This is a genomic window from Paracraurococcus ruber (assembly GCF_004353985.1).
GTDB lineage: Bacteria > Pseudomonadota > Alphaproteobacteria > Acetobacterales > Acetobacteraceae > Paracraurococcus > Paracraurococcus ruber.
Map to the genome: position 1 here is coordinate 1 of NZ_SMOA01000552.1, position 1,523 is coordinate 1,523.

General features: G+C 79.4%; 3 protein-coding genes. All 3 read right to left on the reverse strand.

Annotated features, from left to right (window positions below; translation table 11 throughout):
- Positions 1 to 175: 175 nt before the first annotated feature.
- Complete coding sequence (locus E2C05_RS31670) at positions 176 to 598, reverse strand: GspH/FimT family protein (protein WP_133223570.1); 423 nt, start codon at positions 596 to 598, stop codon at positions 176 to 178.
- A gap of 2 nt (positions 599 to 600) precedes the next feature.
- Positions 601 to 1,047, reverse strand: a complete 447-nt coding sequence (gspG, locus tag E2C05_RS31675; protein ID WP_133223571.1) for a type II secretion system major pseudopilin GspG — start codon at positions 1,045 to 1,047, stop codon at positions 601 to 603.
- 13 nt (positions 1,048 to 1,060) lie between these two features.
- The coding region (locus tag E2C05_RS33705) for a hypothetical protein (RefSeq protein ID WP_205083252.1) at positions 1,061 to 1,523 on the reverse strand (463 nt) is incomplete at its 5' end.

The following is a 1,523-nucleotide window of genomic DNA, read 5'->3' on the forward strand; positions in this document are numbered from 1 at the left end:
GCCCGCGGCGCAGGCGGGCGCGGAGCGCGGCGCGCGGCGGGGGCGTTCCGGCCCGGCCGCTGCCGGGGCGAATGCCACGCTTCGCATGGCGACGGACCATGCCGCCCGGCGAACGCCATGCCGCAGCGCCTGGCCCGCCGCGCCGATCCGGCGCCGCAGGCCGTGCAGGCAGGCCCTAGCGGACATGGCCGGTCATCCAGTCCACCGCCACCGCCGCGCGCGCCGGACCGACCGCCACCACCACCCGGCCGCCGGTGGAGCCGCCTTCCGGGTCGAAGCGGATGGCGATCCGCCCCGCGTCATCCGCCGCCACCGCCGCGCCCTCCACCAGCAGCGCCGCGCCGGCCGGCAGGGCGCGCCGGCCGCCGCGCGCCGGATGCAGCAGGCCGTCGCGGGTATCGAGGACCACCTGCGCCGGCCGGCCGCTGGCCCGCGCCTCCATCCGCGCCTCGCGCAGCACCGCCGCCACCTGCTCGACCGCCGCGCGGGCGATCCCGCCCTGGCCTGCGCCGGCCAGCCGCGGCAGGGCCGTGGCGGCCAACGCCGCGACCAGCAGCACCGCCAGCGTCTCGATCAGGGTGAAGCCCGGGGCGCGCATCGCTACCAGCTCGTCACGTCGCGGTCCTCGCCCGCGCCGCCCTGGCGGTCATCGGCGCCGAGGCTGAACAGGTCGTAGGGCCCGTTCTCGCCGGGGGCGCGGTAGCGCCAGGGCCGGCCCCAGGGGTCCTGGAGCTGCTCGGCCTTGCGGACATAGGGGCCGTTCCACCGCTCCTGCCCCGGCGGGCGCTGGGTCAGGGCGGCCAGCCCTTCCTCGCGCGAGGGGTAGCGGCCGACATCCAGGCGGTAGAGGTCGATCGCGGTCGCCAGGCCCTGGAGCTGCAGCTTCGCCGCATCCTGCTTGGCGCCGCCGAGGTAGCGCATGGCCTGCGGCGCGGCGACGGCCGCCAGCAACCCCAGGATGACGAGGACGACGAGCAGCTCCACCAGGGTGAAGCCGGGACGGCGGCTGCGCGGGATCCGGCCGGGGCCGGAGCGGCGGGGGGACATGGGTGATGGGTTCCTAGGGAGTGCCGGAAGGCTGGCCGGCGGACCGGCCAGGGGAGGCGTGTCGGGCCGCGTCCCGCGGCGGATCGCCCGCGGCATCGGGCAGGCTGGCATCGGACAGGGCGAAATCGGCCAGGGCGGGGCCGCGCCGCAGCCGCCCCGCCGCGTCCACTTGGAACAGCCGGACGCCCTCGCCGCCCCGCGCGCCGGCGGTCAGGCGGAGCGGCGGCAGCGACCCGGTCTCGAAGGGCGGGCCGGCGAGGGCGGTTGCCAACGCCTCGCGCGTCACGCCGCGGCCGGCGCGGCGCAGCGCCTCCACCACGACTTCCCCGGCGGCATGGCCGAGGCGGCCGGCAAGGCCGGCACGGGCGGGTTCGGAGGCGCGGAAGCGGGCCTGCGCGCTGCCCTCGCCCATCTCCGGCGGCACGCCGAGGCCGACCAGCACCGGCCGGCCGAGCGCCGCCGCGGCGGCCGGCGCG